At 37.3% G+C, this 20,855-nt stretch carries 17 protein-coding genes; 9 read left to right on the forward strand and 8 right to left on the reverse strand.

Annotated features, from left to right (window positions below; all coding sequences use genetic code 11):
- The first annotated feature begins 13 nt into the window (after positions 1-13).
- The 6 genes from G466_RS0120315 to G466_RS0120340 all read left to right on the forward strand — a co-directional run bounded on the left by G466_RS0120315 (position 14) and on the right by G466_RS0120340 (position 5,990).
- Positions 14-979 carry a nuclear transport factor 2-like protein gene (locus G466_RS0120315; RefSeq protein ID WP_026815256.1) on the forward strand — a complete coding sequence of 322 codons (966 nt, stop codon included), beginning with the start codon at positions 14-16 and terminating at the stop codon, positions 977-979.
- Between the two features lie 62 nt (positions 980-1,041).
- Positions 1,042-1,350: an EthD family reductase gene (locus tag G466_RS0120320; RefSeq protein ID WP_026815257.1), complete on the forward strand. Its 309-nt coding sequence runs from the start codon at positions 1,042-1,044 to the stop codon at positions 1,348-1,350.
- A 45-nt stretch (positions 1,351-1,395) separates the two neighbouring features.
- Entirely contained in the window at positions 1,396-2,433 is a 1,038-nt protein-coding gene (locus tag G466_RS0120325) for a methyltransferase (RefSeq protein ID WP_026815258.1), read from the forward strand.
- Between the two features lie 413 nt (positions 2,434-2,846).
- On the forward strand, positions 2,847-3,473 hold the full coding sequence (locus G466_RS0120330) for an FEKKY domain-containing protein (RefSeq protein WP_026815259.1): 627 nt from the start codon (positions 2,847-2,849) through the stop codon (positions 3,471-3,473).
- A 311-nt stretch (positions 3,474-3,784) separates the two neighbouring features.
- Positions 3,785-5,302, forward strand: a complete 1,518-nt coding sequence (locus tag G466_RS0120335) for a catalase (RefSeq protein WP_026815260.1) — start codon at positions 3,785-3,787, stop codon at positions 5,300-5,302.
- A gap of 118 nt (positions 5,303-5,420) precedes the next feature.
- A complete protein-coding gene (locus tag G466_RS0120340) occupies positions 5,421-5,990 on the forward strand; it encodes a YceI family protein (RefSeq protein WP_026815261.1) in 570 nt (189 codons plus the stop codon).
- A 46-nt stretch (positions 5,991-6,036) separates the two neighbouring features.
- On the opposite strand, the gene G466_RS0120345 is transcribed toward G466_RS0120340, so the two are convergent.
- Positions 6,037-6,405 (reverse strand): winged helix-turn-helix transcriptional regulator, encoded by a 369-nt coding sequence (locus G466_RS0120345; RefSeq protein WP_026811292.1) that lies wholly within the window; start codon positions 6,403-6,405, stop codon positions 6,037-6,039.
- A gap of 201 nt (positions 6,406-6,606) precedes the next feature.
- Here G466_RS0120345 and G466_RS0120350 point away from each other — a divergent pair, with 201 nt between their 5' ends.
- A complete protein-coding gene (locus G466_RS0120350) occupies positions 6,607-7,533 on the forward strand; it encodes a ClpXP adapter SpxH family protein (protein WP_026815262.1) in 927 nt (308 codons plus the stop codon).
- A 234-nt stretch (positions 7,534-7,767) separates the two neighbouring features.
- Here G466_RS0120350 and G466_RS0120355 read toward each other — a convergent pair whose 3' ends face one another.
- The 7 genes from G466_RS0120355 to G466_RS0120385 form a co-directional block, all read right to left on the reverse strand.
- Positions 7,768-9,303: a YifB family Mg chelatase-like AAA ATPase gene (locus tag G466_RS0120355; protein WP_026815263.1), complete on the reverse strand. Its 1,536-nt coding sequence runs from the start codon at positions 9,301-9,303 to the stop codon at positions 7,768-7,770.
- Positions 9,304-9,475: 172 nt separating this feature from the next.
- Positions 9,476-11,872: a penicillin acylase family protein gene (locus G466_RS0120360; RefSeq protein ID WP_026815264.1), complete on the reverse strand. Its 2,397-nt coding sequence runs from the start codon at positions 11,870-11,872 to the stop codon at positions 9,476-9,478.
- A gap of 215 nt (positions 11,873-12,087) precedes the next feature.
- A complete protein-coding gene (locus tag G466_RS0120365; RefSeq protein WP_034236277.1) occupies positions 12,088-14,070 on the reverse strand; it encodes a protein-disulfide reductase DsbD family protein in 1,983 nt (660 codons plus the stop codon).
- Positions 14,070-15,374: a tRNA lysidine(34) synthetase TilS gene (tilS, locus tag G466_RS0120370; RefSeq protein WP_026815266.1), complete on the reverse strand. Its 1,305-nt coding sequence runs from the start codon at positions 15,372-15,374 to the stop codon at positions 14,070-14,072. Before tilS ends, G466_RS0120365 begins: the two co-directional genes overlap by 1 nt.
- 72 nt (positions 15,375-15,446) lie before the next feature.
- Positions 15,447-16,292, reverse strand: coding sequence for an alpha/beta hydrolase (locus G466_RS22915; RefSeq protein WP_034236278.1), 846 nt, complete (start codon positions 16,290-16,292; stop codon positions 15,447-15,449).
- A gap of 67 nt (positions 16,293-16,359) precedes the next feature.
- On the reverse strand, positions 16,360-17,676 hold the full coding sequence (locus G466_RS0120380; protein WP_026815267.1) for an anthranilate synthase component I family protein: 1,317 nt from the start codon (positions 17,674-17,676) through the stop codon (positions 16,360-16,362).
- Between the two features lie 6 nt (positions 17,677-17,682).
- Positions 17,683-18,216: an NADPH-dependent FMN reductase gene (locus tag G466_RS0120385; RefSeq protein WP_026815268.1), complete on the reverse strand. Its 534-nt coding sequence runs from the start codon at positions 18,214-18,216 to the stop codon at positions 17,683-17,685.
- Positions 18,217-18,353: 137 nt separating this feature from the next.
- On the opposite strand from G466_RS0120385, the gene G466_RS0120390 reads away from it, so the two are divergent.
- Complete coding sequence (locus tag G466_RS0120390; RefSeq protein WP_026815269.1) at positions 18,354-19,553, forward strand: heparan-alpha-glucosaminide N-acetyltransferase domain-containing protein; 1,200 nt, start codon at positions 18,354-18,356, stop codon at positions 19,551-19,553.
- Positions 19,554-19,609: 56 nt separating this feature from the next.
- On the forward strand, positions 19,610-19,849 hold the full coding sequence (locus G466_RS0120395; protein WP_026815270.1) for a CDGSH iron-sulfur domain-containing protein: 240 nt from the start codon (positions 19,610-19,612) through the stop codon (positions 19,847-19,849).
- The last annotated feature ends 1,006 nt before the right edge of the window (positions 19,850-20,855 follow it).

Below are 20,855 nucleotides of genomic sequence, written 5' to 3' on the forward strand. Positions count from 1 at the left end.
AAAAATATTAAAGATGAAAACAAAAATTACACTTTTAGCACTTGCTTTGTTAAGCATTACAACGGCTTTCGGGCAAAAAAAAACCAACGGTAATGTGTATATAGAACATCCGGCCATTAATGTGGTAGATGAGTTCGTTAAAGCTTCCGTAGCAGGTGACTCCCTTAAAATGGCTAGCTATATCACAGAGGATTTTAAAGCGTATTGGGGTACAACCAACGTACCAGATACAAAAGGGTTAGATAAAGCTGCTTTTATAAGAAATCAACTGCTTTATTTCAATGCATTGGATTATTATTCCGTAACTCCCTTTCCAGACTCTTATCCAGATGCTATAGAGTACAAAAAGGACAATAAAGACCAGGAAGTATGGGTACAAACTTGGGTAGAATTAAATGGAGTCCACAAAAGAACAGGCGTTAAAATAGACGCTTCTGCTCACAGATTATATAAACTTACCGAAGACAATAAAATTAATACCATTATAAATTATGCTAACGGAACCGTATTAGATGAAATCAGAGCCAGTTTTGTGGATAGAAAAAATGGCACCATTTATAACCACCATGACAATATAAATACCATAAGAAAAATGATCTATGCCATGGAAAAAGGAGATATGGAAAAGGCTTATAGCTTTTATGAAGAAGATGCCACCTTTGGTGACTTAAGCTCATTTAAAAACAGAGGGATTTCTTTGGCAGACCAAAAAGTGCAGGATAAAGCATTTTTAGAAAAATTTGATCTGGTTACTATCGAGATGTCCGGCTATCCAGATTATCTAGAGTATGAGATGGACGATAGTCGGGCTGTACTATCATGGTGGAATTTTCACCTAGTTCGTAAATCCGATAAAATGGCAATAGTGCTTCCCGTGTTTTTTATTGACGATTTTAATAAAGACGGTAAGATTATACGTGAGTCCGCTTATTATAACGAAAGGTTACTTGAACAACCATTTAAAGTCGCTAGCAACTAATTTCATTTAAATTATTATAACTAAAGCCTGTATAAATACAAGCTTACCATAACTAAAATATAATGATAAAGCTAACTGTATTGTACGGACATCCTACGAACGCAGCTGAATTTGAAGCCTACTATGCTAATACCCATTTATCTAAAGTTGCTAAAATGAAAGGTCTTGCAAAAATGGAGCTAACAAAATTTCTCAATTATTTCGATGGTAGTAAACCAGACTACTACCGGATGGCTGAATTTTGGTTTAACACCCCAGAGGCGATGCAAAAAACAATGAGTTCCTCTGTAGGTCAGGATGTAGCAGCAGATCTCCCAAATTTTGTCACTGGTGGCGTAACGCTATTAGTAGGTGAAGTGGAAGAACTATAGAAAATAAGAAATAATCATTTTACTTTTTTTTAAATCATTTAAACAATGAAAACCACTAAAACAACTCAAGTAGATCCCTCCAAAATAATGCAAATCGGAACGGGTTATTTTGCCACCAAGACTTTACTTACAGCGGTCAATATGGGGCTGTTTACCCTATTGGCCAAAAGTCCGCTTTATGGCCAGGAAATACAAGAAAAACTGGGGCTTCATTCCAGAAGCCTTTATGATTTTCTGGATGCTTTGGTAGCACTTGGATTTTTAAATCGGACTGGAATTAAAAAAACATCAATCTATAGCAATGCGGCGGATACCGCCCTTTTCCTGGATAAGAACAAGCCAAGTTATATAGGTGGAATCCTAGAAATGTCCAACAACCGACTCTACCCCTTTTGGAATAATCTTGAGGACGGATTAAAAACAGGCTTACCACAAAATGAAACCAAAAACAATGGCAAATCCCTTTTTGAAACTATCTATACCGATCCTGTAAAGCTCAGGGAATTTATCGAAGCCATGACGGGCGTACAAAAAGGCAATTTTATAGCCTTTGGGAAGGAATTCGATTTTTCCAGCTATAACACCCTCTGCGATATAGGAGGATCGGGCGGTACCCTATCGGCACATGTGTACCTAAACAACCCACATATGAAATGTACTTCTTTTGATTTGCCTCCCGTTGAATCGATAGCAAAGGAAAACCTCCAAAATATGGGATTATCTGATAAAGTCGATTTATTATCTGGCGATTTTTTTACTGATCCTTTCCCAAAATCTGATGTGATTACCATGGGGAATATTTTACACGATTGGGGAAAAAGTGATAAAAAAATATTGATCAAGAAAGCTTATGATGCTTTGCCAAAAGGAGGTTCCTTCGTGGTTATTGAAAATCTTATTGATGCGGATCGAAGGAAGAATGCCTTTGGCCTGTTAATGTCCCTAAATATGTTGATAGAAACAGCAGAAGGTTACGATTTTTCAACATCCGATTTTGAAGAGATGACCAAAGAAGCAGGGTTTGGGCACATTTCCATTATGCCCCTTACTGGCCCCACAAGTGCCGCTATTGCCATTAAATAAACGAACTAAAAGCATCTTTATCAACCTAGTGCAAACAAAGGATCTAGTTTTATAAATTTAAATGGTTTTTTAGTCCCATAATGGAATCCCCCTTAGGGCAATCCCATAAGATAAGCTACGGAAACCATCAATAACATTTCTAGACTCACCTGAACGATAAGGGCAGGCCCGCCTGAATAGATCGGGCAGGCCCACGTGTGCGCATTCACATCGTATTAAGTGAGTAAATGAAAAAAGATAACTTCGTCATGAAAAATTGACTTTTAAGACCAGTTAGTTAACTCTACAGAGGAAATTTATTCTATATTTAAATGTTATTTAGAATTCGAAATCAATCACGAAACGGCTTCCCTTCTTTAGTTAATTGGGAGCAAATAGGATTTATCCTATTTTAAATAAAAAAACTAATGACGATGATCAAAAGCCTTCTATCTTTACTATTAAGTTTATCATTCATAGTTTCTCATGCCACGGAAAAAGAAATCCTGGCTACGGTTGTTTTTGAAAAGGTAACAGCCTATAATAATATTGAAGGTGAATTCTTTGTTACGGAAACAAACCAAAGAATTAAAGTCAGCGGAACGCAAAGTTTTAAAATTACACTTCCCGAAAAAGGAAAGTACCAATTTGGATTTACCTCAAATGAATTGGCCGCCTATACCTATTATCCTTCAAAAATCACCAAACAAAAAAATACAATCACCGTCCGTTTATTGGAAAAAAGTGAACAGAATGCGGGTAGTATTAATTTAATCCCCGCTGTTGTGGCACATCATACCACCGATGAAGAGATAGATCAACTTTTTGAAAAGGGAGATCTCAATTTTATCATTCACGGAATTGATAATTCAATACCGAAAGAATATGTAAAGTTTAAAGATAAATATGGAGTTGGATTTGTTAAAGAAAACCGTGAAGTTAACCCTTTGTCCTATAAAAGAGCGACGGAAAACAATCAGATTATTTCTGACTATCTGAACAAAATATACGGGAAAAACTGGCTAAATGAATTACCAGCAAAACCTTTCGGAATAAAATAAGTCATTTTACTATTCTCAAAACTTACTAATATTCGTTTTCACCTCTCTATTTACATATATGAAAGTAGGCATCATGTCTAGCTCATAATTCGCAAAACATTGTTTTAATTGTATGAATCATTGATATAATTAAATGGATTTATGTCTCTGTTTTTGAGTTGAAAGATATCCCAGCCGCTACCAATTAGAAGAAGAATCTCCATAATTAAAAACAATTATTCACTTTCATAATACTAATCCGATCCATTTTTTAATTTTAAGAATTATCGTATCTTAAATGGCTAATTAAATCAATTAAAACAGCAAAAGTCATGGAGGATGAAAAATCAAAAAAATTAACAAGACAAACGGGTGCACCTGTTCCAGATAATCAGAACGTTCAAACCGCAGGTCCACGTGGACCAATGTTAATGCAAGATGCTTGGTTTCTTGAAAAAATGGCAAATTTTGACCGAGAAGTCATACCGGAAAGAAGAATGCACGCAAAAGGTTCCGGTGCTTTTGGAACGTTTACTGTAACTCATGATATTACAAAATACTCCAAGGCCAATATCTTCAGTGAAATCGGAAAAAAAACAAAGATGTTTGGTAGGTTTTCTACCGTTGCTGGAGAAAGAGGAGCGGCAGATGCCGAAAGAGATATTAGAGGCTTTGCATTGAAATTTTATACCGATGAAGGAATTTGGGATTTAGTTGGAAATAATACGCCTGTATTTTTCTTTCGCGATCCAATGAAGTTCCCAGACTTAAACCACGCCGTAAAACGTGATCCGAAAACGAATTTAAGGAGTGCCAATAACAACTGGGATTTTTGGACATTGCTTCCAGAATCCTTGCATCAGGTTACGATTATCATGAGTGATCGTGGAATTCCAAAAGGTTATAGGCATATGCACGGTTTTGGGAGTCATACCTATAGTTTAATAAATAAAGACAATGTTAGGCATTGGGTAAAGTTTCACTTTGTTACGCAGCAAGGCATAGAGAACTTATCTGATGAAGAGGCTATGAAAGTTGTAGGTATGGATAGGGAGTCGTCACAAAGAGACCTTTTCGATGCTATTGAACGAAAGGACTTCCCGAAATGGAAAATGTATATTCAGGTTATGACGGAAGAGCAAGCGAAAACATACCGCTTCCACCCATTCGACCTGACAAAAGTATGGTCTAAAAAAGATTTCCCACTTATCCCTGTTGGGGAGTTTGAATTAAATAGAAACCCAGACAATTATTTTCAGGATGTAGAACAAGCCGCCTTCAATCCAACTAATATTGTTCCTGGAATTGGGTTCTCCCCAGACAAAATGCTACAGGGAAGATTATTCTCTTATGGAGATGCGCAACGCTATAGACTAGGTGTAAATCACTATCAAATTCCTGTAAACAAACCAACTTGTCCTTATCACGCTTATCATAGAGATGGTGCAATGCGTGTGGATGGCAACTATGGTGGCACTAAACATTACGAGCCAAACAGTTATGGCGAATGGCAAGAACAACCAATGGCACAAGAACCACCATTAGAATTAAGTGGTGACGCTTATGCACATAACTTTAGAGATGATGATGAAGATTACTTCACTCAGCCAGGTGATTTATTCCGCATTATAAAAGCCGATGGCAAAGCAGATCTATTATTTAATAATACAGCAGCCCAGGTAGGTGGTGCAGAAAAATTTATTCAGATTCGTCATATTAGAAACTGTTATAAAGCAGACCCGGAATACGGAGAGGGTGTTGCAAAAGCACTTGGATTAACCATGGATGAAGTAAATAGCTTTGACATGACGCCATATAACAGATGGGCACCAAGACCTACCAATAAATAAACTATATAGGTGAGAAGTAACAATTGCCATAAATATTCAATTATTTATGGCAATGTTTTATCAATAACTAAGAGCGAGACCCTAACATAAATACTAACATTTTAAAAATTCTATTACTATGAAAAATCTAATGTCATTCGTTGCAATGATCTTCCTTACAGTAAGCTCATTTGCCCAAACCCAATGGAAAGTAGATCCGTATCATTCTTCTCTAAATTTTAATATAGAACATTCTGGAATTAGTATTGTGAATGGAAAATTTCTAGATTATACTGGAAATTTAACTACCGCTGGAGAAACGCTAGAGAACGCTACATATGATTTTACAGTAAAAGTAGCAAGTATAAATACGAGTGTAGAAGATAGGGATAACCACTTAAAGAGCGCTGATTTTTTTGAGGTGGAAAAATATCCTAACATGACTTTTAAAAGCACTAAAATTTTAGCTACAGGCAAGCCGGACCATTATTTACTATACGGAGACCTAACGATAAAAGATGTAACTAAAGAAGTGATTTTTGATGTGTACTATGGTGGGATAGCCAAGAGCGATAAAGGTGAAAAATTAGGGTTGAAAGCTAAAACCACAATTAATAGGTTTGATTATAATATTAATTTTGATCCGGTCGCAGCAGGAGTTGGAAAAGAGGTAAGCATTGTAGTCCACTTACAATTTGCCAAGCAGTAACCCATAGAATTATAACAGACGTAGTAGTCAAAAAAGGTATAGGCGATTAGACTCCTTTTGAACCATGAATTGACTGTCGGTATTCAATACCCCATTTTGCCAATTCATTTATAAGAGGAGAAAGTGTTGCACCGTATTCGGTAATGGCATATTCAACGGTTATAGGCTTCGTATCCATAACTGTTCTACTAACTAGGTGGTTCATTTCCAAGTCTTGTAGCTCTTTGGATAACATTTTACTACCAATACCGTCTATTTCACGCAACAAGTCCATAAACCCCAATTTGCTGCCTTCTATAAGAGTGCCTAGAATATGAAATTTCCATTTTCCTGACAAAATACTCATGGTATCACTTATGGCTTGCATCCTAACCTGACAAACGGGAGAATCGTTTATTACCGCTTTCTTTTTCATTATTTTATATTGTTTTTAATCACTTAAAACACCATTCATTTTATAGGGTAGTTTCCTTTTGGAAAGTACTTTCTAAAAGGAAACACCTATCAAATATACACTTATTTTCAGTATATTTGTAATTGTCTATCAGCCAGTTAGGATTAAGAGATAAATGAAGAAAATAATATTGGCTGAACTAAATAATTAAAAACAAAGAAAATGAGTAAAGAAACAGTAAACACTAATCCCCTATTATGCGATATTGAAACCGGAATGTGTGAAACCACTGAAGGTAATGCGGATACCGCATCACAAGGTAATATTCAATCTACCAAGAAATCCGTAAAAGCAATCTACTATACCGATCCTATTTGCTCCTCTTGTTGGGGAATAGAACCGCAGTTGCGAAAGCTTAAATTGGAATACGGTAATGTTGTGGACATAGAATATAGGATGGGTGGTTTATTGCCTGATTGGAATTACAATAGTGGTGGGATTGGAAAACCATCGGATGTTGCTGGTCACTGGGATGAAGTAAGTATTCACTACGACATGCCTATTGACGGAGATCTATGGTTAGAAGACCCTCTAGATTCGTCCTATCCGCCGTCCATAGCTTTTAAAGCTGCACAGATGCAAAGCAATGAGAAAGCAATTGATTTTCTTAGGGAGATTAGGGAAATGGTTTTTCTGAAAAAAATAAATATTGCTAAATGGGAGCATATGGAAAAAGCTGCCAAAAAAGTAGGATTAGATATTGCGCAGTTTAACACCGACTTTGAAGGGGACGCAAAAGCCTTGTTTGAAGAAGATTTAAAATTAGGAAGAGAACTGGGTGTAAGAGGATTTCCAACTATGTTCTTTGTTGACGAAGCAGGTAATAAAGACATCGTTTATGGGACAAGACCTTATGCGTTTTACGAAATGGCTATCCTAAAATTAAATCCTAAGGCTGAAAAAAGTGAATATAGTAAGGATTGGGAAACACTTTTCAACAAATACCCTTCACTAACTGCTAAGGAGTATTCCGAATTGTCAGGAACTCCAAGAAACGAAAGTGAAAATGTATTGAATGAACTTTCAAGAAACGGAACGTTGGAAAAATTAACCACCAAAAATGGGTCTATTTGGACATTCAAAAAATAGATTATACGTTATTTTATTAAACCTCAGACCTAGCTGGTTTGGTTTAAATAGCATTACATCAACCAAAAGTAACACAGGCATTTTGCCTGTGTTACTTTTTTGTATTATAATTATTATGATTTTTATTAAATAAGCTAATTATTATAGCCTCTCTTATTCGCGTGCGCCTTCCTATACTCACAGCCTCCACTCCTACCCTACTTTACAACCAGAACTTTCCTATAAAGGGAATAATTAACCCAACCAGCCTTCTCTATCCAAACTTCTATATTGGATGGCTTCTCCAATATGAGTACCGGTTATTTCGGGTACGTTCTCAAGGTCTGCAATAGTTCTGGCTACTTTTAGAATCCTGTCATACGCACGGGCAGAAAGGTTTAAACGTTCCATAGCATTTTTTAACAATTCTTTAGAAGCGTCGTCCATTTTGCAATGTTTCCTAATCTGCTTGGTATTCATTTGCGCATTGTAATGTACAGTGTCCGTATCGGCAAAACGGAGGGTTTGTAACTCTCTAGCCGCTGTTACACGCTTTCTAATGGCTACACTACCTTCGCCTTTCCTATCCTCCGATAGTTTTTCGAATGGCACTGGCGTGACTTCTATATGAATATCAATTCTGTCTAAAAGCGGACCCGAAATCTTACTCAGGTACCGCTGCATTTCTGCGGGCGAAGATGTGACGGGCGCATCAGGGTCGTTAAAATAACCACCAGGACTTGGATTCATACTAGCTACCAACATAAAACTACTGGGGTAGGTCACGCTAAATCGTGCCCTAGAAATGGTGACTTCACGATCTTCCAAAGGTTGACGCATTACCTCCAGCACCCCCCGCTTAAATTCTGGCAATTCATCCAAAAACAACACCCCGTTATGGGAAAGGGAAATCTCCCCTGGTTGAGGGTACGCCCCCCCTCCAACTAAAGCCACATCACTAATTGTATGGTGCGGACTCCGGAAAGGTCGTTGGTTCATAAGCCCCATATTCTTTATCTTCCCAACCACACTATGAATTTTAGTAGTTTCTAAAGCTTCTTGCATCGTCATGGGCGGTAATATAGAAGGTAATCGTTTAGCTAACATGGTCTTCCCCGCTCCTGGTGGACCAATCAGGATGATATTATGTCCGCCAGCAGCAGCAATTTCCATGCAACGTTTAATGCTCTCTTGTCCTTTTACATCCGAAAAATCATGTTCTGGAAAATCCAAGGTTTTATAGAATTCGGCCTTGGTATCTATAATAGTTTGTTCTAAGGCTGTGCCTTTATCGAAAAAGGATATCACTTCTATAATGTTATCTATCCCATATACTTCCAAACCTTCTACAATAGCCGCTTCGCGTGCATTTTCTTTAGGAAGTATAAAACCTTTAAATCCTTCCTCTTTTGCCTTTATGGCGATGGGTAGCGCCCCCTTTATTGGCTGTAAGCTTCCATCTAAGGACAGCTCACCCATAATAATGAAGTTCTCTATGGAATCTGATTTTATTTGTCCAGAGGCAGTTAAAATCCCTAATGCTAATGTTAGGTCATAGGCCGAACCTTCTTTCCTAAGATCTGCCGGCGCCATATTGATGGTTATCTTTTTACCAGGTATCCGGTAGTCATTATTGAGCAGCGCCGCAGCAATACGATAGTTACTTTCCTTAATGGCATTATCTGGTAAACCTACCAAATGATAGCCTACACCCTTGGCGATATTTACCTCAACAGTAATTGTAGTGGCCTCTACGCCAAAGACCGCACTCCCATAAACCTTTATAAGCATTCCGTTCTATTTTACTTAAATGTAAGTAATTAAAACTTTTTATGGGGAGAATATGGATCAAAAAAGGCCAAACTTCTATAAAGTCGGGTTATAAAATGTATAAAAACAGGATAAATAATTAGCGCTAATTAGACATTGAATTCAATCTTCCTTGAATCTCAAAAATTAATTATTACTGTTTAGGTTTTATGGTAAGAAGCGATTTTTTGGTACGAATGATCTCTTCCTTATTCATCATCATTTTCCTGAACTCACCCTTATTAAACATTTTAGCTTGGTCCTTATAATGTTTGCTAAACGGATTTCCCGATTGTCCGGTTGGTAAAATACTGGTGCTGTTTTCCACATCGGAAAAATCGATAACCCGCCTTGTGGAAGGGCCCGACGTTACTGGGTATTTTCCTGTTTCGTTATATCTAAAAGCCATATTATTAATAACCTCTCTAGTGGCACCTATGGGAAAAGGACCTACGTTAAAGAAACTTCTTAGGGCTTTCATTTTCCCAATGGGATGTTCGTGCTCCAGAGTATGCACCTTACCCCAAGTCCATTTTTTCTTATTGGGTCCAAAATCGGCTTCCAACGACTTTAACGCCATTTTAAAAGCGTGGTTTACTCTATTGGTTTTATTTTCTACGGTATCCGTAGTGTGAATATCATCGAACCAAATTGAATTTTCTTTTTTTGCCATGGGGGCAATCATCCGCTTATGCAAATGGGTACTTAGCAGTTGTTGGAACATTTCTGGTCCCAACTCGTCTTCAAAGGTGTTTTTTAAAAGGGCATAGATCCACCTGTGATAAATAGTAGGAGCTATACTATCTATTTCGTTTTCCCCTTTCCAGGCACTAATTTTATCCAAAGCCATAATCTCGGATTTATCCAATTGGGAGACATCCATCAATTTTGCCAGATCGGTAACAATTTCGGCATTAACATCAGATACGCCATCCAATAGCATAGCTTCTACATCGTCCTTTGTCCAATCGTTTTTGGGCTCCAATAGCTTTACAATCCGCTTAGCACGATTCTCTGGCAGGTAATAGCCAGGATATAACATCCCAGCTATGGAATCTGGCTGATTGTTGGCCGAATACACATAGTTCCAAGGTGGGTTAATAGCCATTGGGTTTTCTGAAAAGTCCAGATATTCCAGAGGTTCGTCTTTCCCGGAACTACCATCTAATATAAATTTGGTATGGGTACCATCGGGCATTTTATAAAGCTGTGCAGATGCAAACCAAGCAATATTTCCCGCTGCATCCCCATACATTAAATTAAGACCCGGAGCGTGAATTTTGGGAAGTGCTTCTTGGAATTCAAATAGATTTTGGGCATGGGTAATCCCATACAATGCTTCCATCACCTTATTCTCCATTTTAGTATATATCCAAGACATAGCAATGGGTTGCTCCCCATTTACCTCCTCTATAATTCCGTTTAAAATAGGGCCATGTGCCGTCTTTTTATAAGAAAAAGAGATGTCCTCTCCATTCTTTATTGGTATAGTCTTGGTGACCTCTTCATATTTTTCCCATCCGTTCGGAGTTTTATAGGTTGTAGGGTCAGACGGATTTTCTTCCTCGTAATAGAAGTCTATATCATCATTCTCGAACATGGTTATTCCATAGGCCAATTTTCTATCGTGCCCTAGCAATGGGAATGGAATTCCTGCCATATGGTAGCCATATTTTTCGTAATTAGGAGTACTTAAATGGGCCTCGTACCATACAGAAGGCTGTGCAAACCCAATATGGGGATCATTGGCCAAAATGACTTTACCGTTTTTTGTTTTTTGAGTACCAATTACCCAACTGTTGCTTCCTTCAAACAGAGGAAGTGGTAATTTATTTAGCACTTCATGTACCCTAGTTGCCATCTGATTGTTTAGCCTATCCTTGGAACTAGGTTTGAAGTTTTTTATAAAGGTGGTACTGGAATCTACATCTATTTCTAGATCTCTTAAATATTCCTGGCCAAGCTTATTCTTAATATTGGTTAAAAGGGGATCCGTCTTATGGGCCATGGCAAAACTGAATGCCATATAGCCCATTGTATTATGAATGTCCTTAATCGTAAAAGGTCTTTTTTCTATTCCTGTAAGATAGAATTCAACGGGGGTTGGTCCTTCCTTCAGAAATTGATTCACCCCATCCAAGTAGGCTTGGGCGAGTTTTACCATCGGTGCATTAAAGTCTAATTGATCTACCGTTTTCTGTGAGGCATCATCTATCCCTAAGGATAAGAAAAACTTATCTGTATCCACTAGTTCTTCCCCAAACATTTGGGAGAGTTTCCCTTCAGCGATTCTGCGCAATAATTCCATTTGCCAGAGTCGGTCTTGTGCATGTACATATCCAAGGCTCCTATAAGCATCTTCCTCCTCTTGCGCATAAATATGAGGAATACCATAGCTGTCATAATAGACTTCTACCTTGTCCTTTAAATTAGAAAGTTCTTGTTCCCCGGAGTATTTAGGAGAAAGTAAAAATATTACAATAGCGCCAATTAGCACCAATATAATCAGGATGCTAACAACACCCCATAAAAGTTTTTTAATTGTCTTCACTAAAGCAAATTAATTGCTAAAGGTAAATTAATAATAAGGATAAAAAAAGCACTCCTAGGAGTGCTTTCATGCATTTTCAAACTCTTCGATAATCCGCAAGAATTATAGCTGTAATGCTGAATTTTCTATGATGAAATGCTGGTAAACCCGACATAATGTAATGGGCGAATGTAAAGAAAATCCAGAATAGTCAAATTCCCCAATTCTAACTTATCCTATTTCAACATCGTTAGATTTTGGAAATTGGAAACTCCTTTTTTAAGCCATTCCTTATAGGTATCCCTATCTGTATATTGTATAGCCGAATTTAAAACTTCCAGATCTGGGGAAAGTAGAACATAATAGGGTTGTGATGCCGCATTAAAATTTAGGGTTTGAAATGTTCCCCATTTTTCTCCAACGGTAGTTATTTCCTTCACCCGACCAGATTTGTACTTAAAATCAAATTGCTCATCGCTTGGAAGTTCTTTTCTGTCATCTATATATAGGGAGATTAGCACATAATCTTCTTTCAATATAGGGTATATATCGGATTCGCTCCATACGTGCTCCTCCATTTTCCGACAGTTTACGCAAGCCCAACCCGTGAAATCCAATAGAATAGGTTTATTCACCTTTTTGGCATGGGCCACCCCTTCATCAAAGTCTTTAAAACAATCTATACCTAGAGGACAGTCGCTTTCCTGAGTTACTACACTATAAAAATGTGGTGGTGGAAATCCACTCAATAGTTTTAAATTGGTAATATTAGATACTCCCAAAATGAGATATATAGAAAATGCAGCGGATACTAATCCCGTAATCTTTCTCCCTTTGGATAATTTTTGTTTAGGACCATCATGTGGGAATCTTAAGATTCCGAATAAATAAAGTGTTAGTAAGACAAACAAAACAATCCAAACTCCTAAAAAGATCTCTCTTTTAAAAATTCCCCAGTTGCCTACTAAATCAGCGTTGGACAAGAATTTAAAGGCCAGGGCCAACTCTAAAAATCCTAGGGTCACTTTAACCGTAGTCATCCATCCTCCAGATTTTGGCATTGAATTCAGCCAAGCGGGAAATAGAGCAAACAAGCCAAATGGTAAGGCAAGAGCAAAACCAAATCCAACCATTCCTATGGTAAGGTTGGTAGCTACATCACCATCGGCGAGCGCAGTACTTCCCAGTAAACCTCCTAAAATAGGTCCAGTACAAGAGAAAGATACAATGGCCAGGGTTACTGCCATAAAAAATATACCTATCCCTCCGCCCACTTTGGTAGAAGCCGAGTCCATTTTATTGGCCCATGAGCTGGGTAGAGTCAGTTCATAATATCCAAAAAAGGAAAAAGCAAAGAATACAAATATCACAAAGAAGGCTATGTTTAGCCAAATATTGGTCGCTATCGTATTCAATATCTGTGAATCTACTGAATCAAACAAGTGAAAAGGTAGGCTGAGCAAAAAGTAAATTAGAACAATAAAAAAGCCGTATAATAGGGCATTCCCAACGCCACGGGATTTATTTTCGGACTGCTTTGTAAAAAAAGAAACCGTAAGGGGAATCATAGGAAAAACACAGGGGGTCAATAAGGCAATGAAACCTCCGAGGAAGCCTAAACCAAAGATGACCCACATTCCGGTCTTTTCATCCACATGGTCTCTATCCCCTTCAACTAAGAGGTCTTTGTTTTTAAGGTCTACTATAAGTGCTTCACCTAATTCCTTACTACGTTCATCTACCTCTTTTTCTATAATTACTGCCGCTTCTCCGGTAAGGGAAATATGAAACACTTCATCTTTAGGAATACAAACCTCGTTACAAATTTGATAGAAGAGACCTACTTCAACCTGGGTAACCTCTGGATTTAACAGTTTTATTTTTTGTGTGAAGATTGCCTCGTTCCTAAAAAAGGTCTCTTCCACCTCAAAAATATCGGAATATTCCGTTATGGTAGCACTTTCTTTAGTTTCCCCAATTAACTCGTAGTCTTCCCCCTCTTTTACAAAAGTAAATTCACTTGGTAGAGAACCGTTTTCATCTGTAAATTGGGAGAAGATATACCAACCTTCATATATATCGGCCTTAACAATCAAATTGTATTCGGTATCGGATATTTTTTCTGCCTCGTAGCTCCAAGCGGTGGGATTATCGTTTGATTGGGATTGACCCATAAACAAACCGAAGATAAATACAACTACTCCTATTAATTTCCTCATTATACTAAACTAATCTTTACTATTTTCTTTGTTGATTCTGTAATTTTAAAGCGATCGTCGGCACGTTTTCCTATTACCCAAACCACTTTATTACCAGAACACAGTAACCACTGGTTTTCTTTAGAAAATTTATCAAACTTTTCGTCCTTGAAATATTTGGACAATTTTTTCTTGCCCACCATTCCGAGCGGGTAAAAATAGTCCCCTTTTTCCCTTTTTCGGAGTATTAAGGGATACTTTAACGTTTCTTTGTCTAGATATAGTACTTTTTGGGAAAATTTTTCAATTTGATTTACTTCATCTATTTTCATTGAAAAGGGAACACGTATTTCCGATGTGCCTTCATGAATTTCATAAAGATTATCGTTTTTAGACGTCTTTTCCTGTAATAACAAAAACTCCCTATCCTTTAAAAGACGATGAGAGGGGGATTGCACTTCTTTCCCACTGTTAGTCGTTAGAAGCCCAAGAATGTCTTCCCATTGGGTAAATCCGTACTCCCTAAAAAAATGAAATAAGTAGCTCTTGGTGGGCTGTAAATTTAAAAGTGCAGCAGTTGCCACCTTTATCTGACCATCTTCAACTATAAAAAGCCTTTCCTTCAGCTCTTTTAAATAAACCTGATTGATCTTCAAGGTATCTATTAAATGCTCCTGGGTCTTTAAAAAGTTATCCAAGAAAGTGGGGTGTAATTCCTTTAGTCGAGGAACGATGGTATGGCGAATATTATTTCTCAAATATTTAGTATCCTGATTACTAGCATCTTCCCTCCATTCCAACTTTTGTTCTTGGGCATAAGAAAGTACCTCATCTCTAGAAAATTTAAGTAGAGGTCTGGAGATGGAATCCGTCATTTCCGGAATTCCTGTCAGGCCTTCAATTCCTGTACCCCGGGACAGGTTAATAAGGAAGGTTTCCAAATTATCATCGGCATGATGAGCGGTGACCAAAGTTTTTATGTTCCGTTCTTGCATTAATTCCTTAAACCAGGCATACCGCAATTCCCTAGCCGCTATCTGTATGGAAAGTTTGTGTTCACTTGCATAATCCTGTGTATTGAAATGGGTTACATGCAGGTTTTCACCTAATGAATCCGCCAATTCCCTCACAAAGACCTCATCCTTATCACTTTCTGCTTCCCGTAAATGAAAATTACAATGGGCCAACTCAAAGTCCAATTTACATGATGCACATAAATGGGCCAAAACAACACTATCTACCCCCCCACTGATTGCCAGCACAAAAGCCTCTCTTCCAAGATGGGAGAAATTTTCTACTATGTGATTTTTAAATCGGTCTAACACGGCACTAATTTAAGGAAGAAAAATGGATTGATTCCCTTCTGTAGATGCTGATATCCACATCTATGTATCCGCTTAATCACCGGAATGTCTTATAATAGTTTTCAGCTTTAACCAATGGGATATTTTTTGCAGTACCTCTTTACTGCAAAGGTCCTTATGCAATTCGTGATATCCCCCTTCAAATAATTCTAAAGAGGTCACGGAGGCGTTATTATGAAAATCCTGAGTGCCTCTATAATCTATTATTTTGTCTCCAGTCCCATGGAGTAGCAAGGTTTTAGTTTTTAATTTGGAAGCATTTTCAATTGCCCATTGTCCCGCTGCAATCACCGGAAAGGCAAACATGGGGCTTACCATATCATGACCTAAGGGATCTTGTTTATAATGTTCCACCTCTTCAGGAATTCGGGATATTCCCTCTGGATCTAATCCTGAGGACATGGTAATATGAGGAAAAATCCCCATAATAGCCTTTCCAAGAATCATTTTCCATTTAGGGGGTTGGAACGCTAATTTTAAATAGGGACTGGAAGCTACTATTCCTTTAAGGGGTGTTTTTGTTCTTATCCCATAATTAAGCACTAAATTCCCTCCCATACTATGGCCGTATAAAAATACTGGAGTTCCGGGAACAACAGACTTGCCTTTAGCGATCACCATATCCAACAACCCCATTAGATCTCCATAGCTAGGACAATCCCCTCTTTTACCTTCAGTTTGACCATGCCCAAAATTGTCATACCCAATTACCGCCATATTTACTTTTAATAGCGCTGGCACTACATCTGTAAAATAGCGCCCGGAATGTTCACCAAAACCGTGTACTAACACTACAAGACCCTTTATTACAGGTGGCGCTACATACCAACAGTATATTGGAGTGTCCTTATATTTTAATGGAAGAGTTATTGTTTCCATAGCTAAATTTATATTTTATATTTACTAAATGTTCTTGTTAATCCGACAATAAGACCTAAAAATTTCACTATCTCATTTTGTTGTGCACATCTTCCAAAACCTGGTGCATAGCCTTAGCCTTTAAAAGACATTCTTCATATTCCTTTTCTGGGGAGGCTTTTGAGGTTATAGCACTCCCTACAGAAAAGGAGGCATAGGATTTTGATTTTTTGTAAAGGATACTCCTGATCACTACATTTAGGTCAAAGTCGCCTTCAGGAGTAAAATACCCCACACTACCTGAGTAAAGTCCTCTTTTAGTGGCTTCCAGTTCATCTATTATTTTCATGGCAGAAACTTTAGGTGCCCCCGTCATACTTCCCATGGGAAATGTTTCTTTTATAATATCTACTGGGTTTTTATTGTCTGACACCTCTGCAGTAATAGTAGAAATCATCTGATGCACTTGATCAAAAGAATAAACCTTACAGAGTTCCTCTACTATTACAGTTCCTTTTAAAGCACTCTTAGACAAGTCATTACGAACAAGATCAACAATCATAATATTCTCTGCCCGTTCTTTTGGGTCCGCCGCCAAGTTAATTGCCAATTCCGAATCTTCATGCAACTCCTTTGATCTTTTTGAGGTGCCTTTTATTGGTTGTGATATGACCTTTGCCCCCTCTTTTTTAAGATAGCGTTCAGGAGAGGCAGACATAAGATAATTGTCATTCAATTTTAAAAAAGTAGCAAATGGGGCATGTGAGATCGCATTTAAACGTAAATATGTCGCTAAGGGATTTATCTGAATGTCATCTGCATAAAATTCCAGACAAAAGTTAGCCTCGTAAATATCACCTCTATGAATATGCTCCAACATGGTGTTTACCTTGGAATAATATTCCTCTTTATGTATCCTTTGTTTTATCTGTACTTCCGATTCAGCAAATAAGTTATAAGCATAAGGCTCATCTGGACTAGTTAGCGCTTCAAAATCAGCTTCAATTTCATCGTCCACCATATTGAGATAATTAAAGCTAACCAGATTCCCATCTATATAAATAATCTTTTTGGGCTGAAAAAAAAACAAGTCAGGAAAATTCAAACCATCAAAATTAGAAGACATCAATACTTCTACATCATTTTTAAGGTCGTAGGACAAATAACCAAAAATATAATCCTTAGTATTGGCCTGATAGGTTTTTAAATCCTCAAAGGCATTTTCGGTATCCGTAACAATAGAAGTTATTGCATCTACAGCAAGGATGGCATCAAAGGAAGTGTATTTTTCATTGTGTCCATTACTATCACGCCATACCACCTCATTAAATTGCTGAGCCCATTGCAGCAAGTTATTTTTAAATCCTTTAATATCCGAAACCGTAAACGATAACTTTTTTCGCAAAAGATTCTAAATTTTAGAAAGAAAGCTTTGTAACGCAGTATTATGTGCCTCCTTAAGTTCCAAATCTGTTATTCCTTCCTTTTCTGAAAAGGTATGATTAAATGAGGGCAAAGAAAAGGTAGATACTATTTCTCCCCCAAATCTTGATAATAATTTATTGGCTATTTCTTGAGACCCATTTGCACCTCCTCTACCCCTAGAAGAAGACATCAATAAAATTTTTGTGTCCTTTAAGAATTCCCTATCCACTCTAGACAACCAATCAATAAGATTTTTAAAGAAGGCGGATACATTGCCATTATGTTCATTTACGGAGACAATAAGTCCTTTTGTCTCTCTTATTTCATCTAACAACTCCGTTAAAACTGGAGCATATCCTTCTTCTCTTTCCAGATCATCACTGTAAACGGGAAGCACTAGTTCTGTCATATTTAATAAGCAAACCTCCTTATTGGTTACTAATGATGCGGTATGTTTTACCAATTGAAAATTGATGGATCGGGTGGAGTTACTCCCTGCAAATGCTACTAATTCTGACATCTTTTAATCTAGATAATATATTATTGCAACGAAAATACCGCAAAATAGATTGAATTGCGAGTTATTTATCTAATTTTGCACCCCGAAACATCCAAAGCAACTGTTTTACAAGTATATAGGATATACATAAATTATAAATGGGCAATACCAACCTGAGACTTTATTTTATTGATGCAATAAGAGCCTGGGCCATCTTAATGATGCTGCAAGGACATTTTGTTGATGGTTTATTGGACAATGGCTTTAGGGACAACTCCAATACATACTATTCTGTTTGGAAGTATTTTAGAGGGGTTACCGCTCCAGTTTTCTTTACAGTATCCGGATTTATATTCACCTACTTACTTATTAAAGGAGATAAAATTGGATTTGCTAACCCTAGGGTAAAAAAGGGTGTTAAAAGAGGACTCCAATTGATAGTAATTGGGTACCTACTCAGATTAAACTTTTTTGGTCTCTTAAAAGGCCAGATTTATGGCTCCTTTTACCTTGTGGACGTATTACACTGTATAGGATTATCTATTTTAGGGATCATTGGCATCTATCTGCTGACGGCTAATAGAAATAAATTTTTATTTCCCAGCATTTTACTTATCATCACCTTGGTCCTATTTGTAATGGAACCCTATTACAAACAATATTCCCATCATTATTTACCCAGCTTATTAGCCAATTATCTTACTAAGGCCAACGGTTCCGTATTTACTATTATGCCCTGGTTTGGGTATGCCAGCATAGGGGCTTTTCTTTCTGTTTGGTTCCATAGATTTAAGAGCAGCATTTATTTGTATCCGGTTGCCATTTTAAGCTTTACGGTTATAGGAACCTTATTGCTGTTTTATTCTTCTGGTTTCTTTCTAAAACTATCCAACCTTACGGGAATGGCCTTGTTTTCTAAAGTGTATTTAAATAATTATTTGTTCATTAGACTGGGCGATGTGTTTTTGGTATTTGCCGTTTTTATGCTGTTTAGAAGATTCATGACCAACAGTACCTTGTTAAAAATAGGCCAAAGCACGCTTTCTATTTACGTATTCCATTATATTATCCTTTATGGAAGTTTTACGGGATTAGGCGTATACTACTTTTTAAATAATTCCCTTTCTCCTTATATAGTTATTCCAGGGGCTATGGCGTTTATTATTGCTACTACCCTGTTAGCCTTAAAATATGAAGATAATAAAGTGCAGATTAAACTACATTTGGCTACGGGAATTAAGGTAGTTCAAGATAAAGCAGCCTCATTAATAGGAATGGAAAGTTTACCAAGTGCTAAGATAATATGGTCAAAATCCAAACTAAGCTTGCAGCGCTTATTTAGACTGGTAAAGAATTAGCGCTATAATGCTCCTTTCCATAAAGGTTTGTCCTATTTTCGCGCAAAAAAATAAACATGAGCGAACCAGTTAAAAAATTCTCTCCCGTTGCAATAGCTATGGAGAAAGACAAAAGATATTCTTGGTGTACTTGCGGTCACAGTATCAATCAGCCTTTGTGCGACGGATCCCACAGAGCAGCAAAAGCCACTACTCCTTTAGCATATGTAGCTACAGAAGATAAAACCGCTAATTTCTGCACTTGCAAACTAACAAAAAACCCTCCTTTTTGTGATGGTTCACATAAAGGGATTTAGTATTAAGTATTAAGTAGTGAGTACAAAGTATTAAGTATTGAGTTCTTCCCTCGGGCAGGCCCGAGAACACGAACTTTAGCTAACTTAAGTTTGGGTATCTTTTTAATAATATCCTATTTAAATAGCGAAGCAAAATTCCTTATCCTCAGAATAATGGGCCAAAGCTCCGAAATCAGGAGCGAAGGAACGTAGCGACGCGGAGTTTGGCCCCTGGTTTTTCGACCTCGGTGTCGAAAAAATTCATAAGAGAAGGCGCCTTTTTCTTTGTTTCGTTTCTTTTGGGCGAGCAAAAGAAACCGACGAAGGAGGTTCATGAATACCTTTAAAAAGGAAATAGAAAGCAATGAACTAAATGAAAGCAAGTAGGTTAGAGAAATTGATAAAAAGCACTTATGATTCAATTACAAAACTAACAACATAATGCATACCCAATATATGTTTAGTTAGATGATAGATATGAAATACTTTAATTACATAATACTCTAGACATAAAAAAAAGTCCTGTTGGCACATGTCAGCAGGACTTTATGGTTATAGATCAGATTTATCGATATGAAATGGGTTCGCGCTTTTCTTAAAATAAAATTATTGGGCGTTTCCCTATCGGGTCGCTCTTTACGCTATACCCGCCTGACAACCGGCAGGTCTTTTTTGGCTATCGGCCTATATCGGTAATTTTGCTTTATTGAGGTTTTATTCAAAATACCCCAAGGTTTACAAAACCTTGCAGGATTAGGAGCTAAAAATCCATAACTCAAAAAAAGGATGACGCTACAATAGCTAACGCAAATTAATCTGACGATTTAGTAATGTGTTAATTTGAAAATGAAATAATAGCCTCCCCCAAAAAAAACATGGAGCGGCCAAATGTGAAATCGGTTTAAATACTGAAATATTTTTTGTGTAGGTCTCTGATATAATAGGTTGTCCACTTGAACTTTTAACTTTGTTTACACAAAAAAAGGCCTATTGGAATTCCAACAGGCCTTTTTGATTATATATAATT

Origin of the sequence: Arenibacter certesii DSM 19833 (assembly GCF_000429545.1) — a bacterium.
Taxonomy (GTDB): Bacteria; Bacteroidota; Bacteroidia; order Flavobacteriales; family Flavobacteriaceae; genus Arenibacter; species Arenibacter certesii.